This is a genomic window from Caldimonas sp. (assembly GCF_046289365.1).
GTDB lineage: Bacteria > Pseudomonadota > Gammaproteobacteria > Burkholderiales > Burkholderiaceae_C > Caldimonas.
On the sequence record NZ_JBKBVU010000241.1, the window covers coordinates 1 to 4,053 of the forward strand.

Genomic DNA, 4,053 nt, shown 5'->3' on the forward strand with positions numbered 1-4,053 from the left:
ACGACGCCCTCACGGTGGCCTACCAGCGCATGAAGCTCTACGACGTCTCGCAGCTGCCGGTGATGGACGGCGAGCGGATCGTCGGCATCCTCGACGAGAGCGACGTCTTGATGCACGTGCACGCTGACGAGGCGCGCTTCCGCGATCCGGTCTCGACTGCGATGGTCACCAAGCTGGAGCTGGTGGATATGCGCGCGCCGATCGACAGCCTGATGGGGGTATTCGAGCGCGGCCACGTCGCCATCGTGATGGACGGGCCGAAGTTCCTCGGCCTCATCACCCGCATCGACTTCTTGAACTACCTGCGCCGCAAGGTGCAGTGAGCTTGCGCCATCGGCGCGTTCAGAGCACAACGACATTCCATATGGACGAGAACACTTACGGCTTCGGCACACTGGCCATTCATGCCGGTCAGAGCCCAGACCCGAGCACCGGCGCGGTGATGACGCCGATCTATGCCACCTCTACCTACGTGCAGGAAAGCCCCGGCGTCCACCGAGGCTTTGAGTACTCGCGCAGCCACAACCCGACGCGCTTCGCCTACGAGCGCTGCGTGGCGGCGCTGGAGGGCGGCAGCCGGGGCTTTGCCTTTGCTTCCGGCCTGGCAGCCTCGTCCACCATCCTCGAACTGCTGGATTCCGGCAGCCATGTGGTGGCGATGGACGATGTCTACGGCGGCACCTACCGCCTGTTCGAGCGCGTGCGCCGGCGCAGTGCCGGCCTCGACTTCTCCTGGGTGGACCTCTCGGACCTCGCCGCCTTCGAGGCCGCCATTAGGCCCAACACCCGGATGGTGTGGATCGAGACGCCCACCAACCCGACCCTGAAGCTGGTCGACATCGCCGCCGTAGCGGAGTGCGCGAAGAAGCGCGGGCTCATCGTGGTGGTGGACAACACCTTCTGCTCGCCGGCCCTGCAGCGCCCGCTGGAACTCGGCGCCGACATCGTCATGCACTCGGCCACCAAGTACATCAACGGTCACAGCGATATCGTCGGCGGGCTTGCCGTGGTCGGAGATCGCGCTGACCTCGCCGAGCAGATGGCCTTCCTGCAGAACGCCGTGGGTGGCGTGCAGGGGCCTTTCGACAGTTTCCTCGCCCTGCGCGGCCTCAAGACCCTGCACCTGCGCATGAAGGCGCACTGCGAGAATGCGCAGGCGATCGCCGAGTTCCTCGAGCGCCACCCGGCGGTGGAGCGCGTGGCCTATCCCGGCCTCAGGGCGCACCCGCAGTACGCCCTCGCCCAGCGGCAGATGAAGGGGCCGGGCGGCATGGTGAGCGTCTGGCTGAAAGGGGGCTTCGAGGCGGCGAAGCGCTTCATGGAGCGCACCGAGCTGTTCGCCTGCGCCGAGAGCCTGGGCGGCGTGGAGAGCCTCGCCAACCACCCGGCGGTGATGACCCATGCCAGCGTGCCGGTGGAGCGCCGCGCCGCGCTCGGTATCGACGATAACCTCGTGCGGCTGAGTGTGGGGGTGGAGGAGGTGGAGGACCTCCGGACAGAGCTCGCGAAGGTGTTGGGATGAGCATTGTCCGGACCGAGATGAGCAAGTACCTCGCGTTCCAGGCGCAACTCCTGTTCGGCATGGTGCGGCGCGAGATCCTGGGGCGTTATCGAGGGTCTTTTCTGGGGGGCGTCTGGCCGCTACTGGCCCCGATCCTTCTGCTGTCGGTCTACACCGTGGCCTTCCATGATCTCCTGGGAGCGAGATGGCCCGGCATCGAGGGTCGAGCTGGGTTCGCCTCTATGGTGTTCGCTGGGATGCTGTTGCATGGCGCGCTTGCCGAGGTGCTATCCCGTGCTCCGCAAACGATCGTTGGGCAGCCCAACTTCGTGAAGAAGGTCGTCTTCCCGCTTGCCGTACTCCCTGTGGTTCCAGTCGGAGTCGCGGCCTTCCACGCCTTGCTGGGCTTCTTTGTGCTCGCTGTTGCAGCGTGGTTTGTCCCCGGCGAGGGGGTTCGCTTGACTGCCCTCCTGCTCCCTGTCTTCCTGTTGCCATACCTGGTCATGCTGGCCGGAGTCTCTTGGGGTTTGGCGGCCCTGGGCGTCTATGTACGCGACGTGTCGCAGGTGGTCGGCATCTCTTCGACGATGCTGCTGTTCCTGAGCCCCATTTTCTTCCCGCTTTCTGCCTTGCCGGTGGAGTTTCAGCCCATCGTCGCCTTGAACCCCCTGACTTGGGTCGTCGAGGGTGCCCGGGGCTTGCTGTTCGATGGTGTACTCCCCGGTCTCTCCATCATGGTGCCCTATGTTTCCGTCTCCTTGTCGATTGGAGTCCTTGGCGCAGTGCTGTTCGGGAGGCTGAAGCCTGGTTTTGGAGATGTCCTGTGAGCCACGGTATCGCCATCCGGGTCGAGTCCGTTTCCAAGGAGTTCCGGATCTACGAGCGCCCCTCGGACCGGCTCTGGGAGCTGCTGACGCGCAGGCCTCGCCACTCCACCCATCGTGCGCTCGATAGCGTCGATTTGACGGTGGCCAAAGGGGAAACGGTTGGCATCGTTGGACGCAATGGCTCGGGCAAGTCCACCCTGCTGCAGATCATCGCCGGGACACTCCGCCCGACGTCCGGCAAGGTGGCCGTGGATGGGCGGGTGGCGCCACTTCTGGAACTCGGTAGCGGTTTCAATCCCGAGTTCAGCGGTCGCGAGAATGTTTTGCTGAATGCCCAAGTCATCGGGCTCCATCGCCACGAAGTAGAGGAGCGCTTCGAGCGAATCGCTGATTTCGCCGATATCGGTGATTTCATGGAGCAGCCAGTCCGGACCTATTCCAGTGGAATGCTGGTTCGTCTGGCCTTTGCCGTTGCAATCAATACCGACCCCGATATCTTGATCATCGACGAGGCACTTGCCGTTGGTGATGAATCCTTTCAGCGGAAATGTTTCTCGAAGATCGAATCTTTGAAGGAATCGGGAGCAACGATCCTGTTCGTTTCCCATTCGGCAGCCAGCGTGGTCCAGCTTTGCGACCGGGCTGCCCTGATGGAACTGGGCCAGTGCCTGATGGTCGGGACGCCGAAACAGGTCGTGGGGGCCTACCAGCGCATGATTCATGCCCACCCCGATGCCCAGCAACGGATACGCCATGAAATCCGCGAACTCGCTCGTAGCGGGAAGGTGGACATCGATGATCGGGATGGCGGTCAGTGCCGGGGAGGGGAATCAGTGGGGCATCGCGCAAGAATGAGCGGGGATTTTTCTCTTCCCGAGATCCGTCCGTGGCCCGTGGAAGCAGAGGAGCGGCTCGATCCGGGCCTCCGTGCGGACAGCCGCATCGACTATGCCCCAAGGGGGGCGGTCATCGAGGAGGCGGGTATCGTCAATCCCCAGGGGACACGGGTGAACATCCTGTTGCCGGGGCGACCTTATCGATTGGTATTCAGGATTTCATTCACGGCCGATGCCGTGCAGGTCGAGTTCAACATGACCATCAAGAGTCTCGAGGGTATTGCCCTTTATGGGGCGAGTAGTCACGGTTTTGCGGGGTTTCTGCCCGATGTCAAGGCGGGGGAGGTCTACGAAGTGGAGTTTTCCTTCGACACCCGGCTTCTCCCGGGAACTTACTTCTATAACGTCGGCTGCCAAGCGGTCCCTGTCGGGGGCGATGAGCGGCAGTTCCTGCACCGAATCATCGATGCCGGGGCGTTCCGGATCGAGGCTGGATCCTCCGACCGGTACAAGATCGGCTACTTCGACCTGGCGGTAGAGCCCGCTGCGCGATGGCGGGTCCTTGGGGAAGGTCTGAACAACTCCGTCACTTTCGGCGAGAATCGGTCATCGGTTCAAGGATGACTTCGATGCAGCTTTCGTTCGGTGATGCTGAGGATCTGGGTGGCCGCAAGCGCACGCGGCGCGAGGTGTTCCTGGCCGAGATGGATCAGGTGGTGCCGTGGAAGGCGCTGTTGGCCCTGATCGAGCCGCATTACCCGAAGAGGGGTCCGGGCGGCATGGTGAGCGTCTGGCTGAAGGGCGGTTTCGGGGCGGCGAAGCGCTTCATGGAGCGGACCGAGCTGTTCGCCTGCGCCGAGAGCCTGGGTGGTGTGGAGAGCATCGCCAA

4 protein-coding genes and 1 pseudogene are annotated in these 4,053 nt (G+C 63.3%); all 5 read left to right on the plus strand.

The window, feature by feature from the left end; genetic code table 11:
• Positions 1–323 (plus strand): CBS domain-containing protein (locus ACK42S_RS16180; protein WP_409709897.1); only part of this gene is annotated, 323 nt, incomplete at its 5' end.
• Between the two features lie 41 nt (positions 324–364).
• Complete coding sequence (locus ACK42S_RS16185; RefSeq protein WP_409709900.1) at positions 365–1,522, plus strand: cystathionine gamma-synthase; 1,158 nt, start codon at positions 365–367, stop codon at positions 1,520–1,522.
• 17 nt (positions 1,523–1,539) lie between these two features.
• Positions 1,540–2,328 carry an ABC transporter permease gene (locus ACK42S_RS16190; RefSeq protein WP_409709903.1) on the plus strand — a complete coding sequence of 263 codons (789 nt, stop codon included), beginning with the start codon at positions 1,540–1,542 and terminating at the stop codon, positions 2,326–2,328.
• The gene (locus ACK42S_RS16195) at positions 2,325–3,788 is read left to right on the plus strand and encodes an ABC transporter ATP-binding protein (protein ID WP_409709906.1); all 1,464 of its coding nucleotides are present in this window, start codon (positions 2,325–2,327) and stop codon (positions 3,786–3,788) included. Before ACK42S_RS16190 ends, ACK42S_RS16195 begins: the two co-directional genes overlap by 4 nt.
• A gap of 5 nt (positions 3,789–3,793) precedes the next feature.
• Positions 3,794–4,053: pseudogene (locus tag ACK42S_RS16200) on the plus strand (hypothetical protein); the annotation flags it as partial.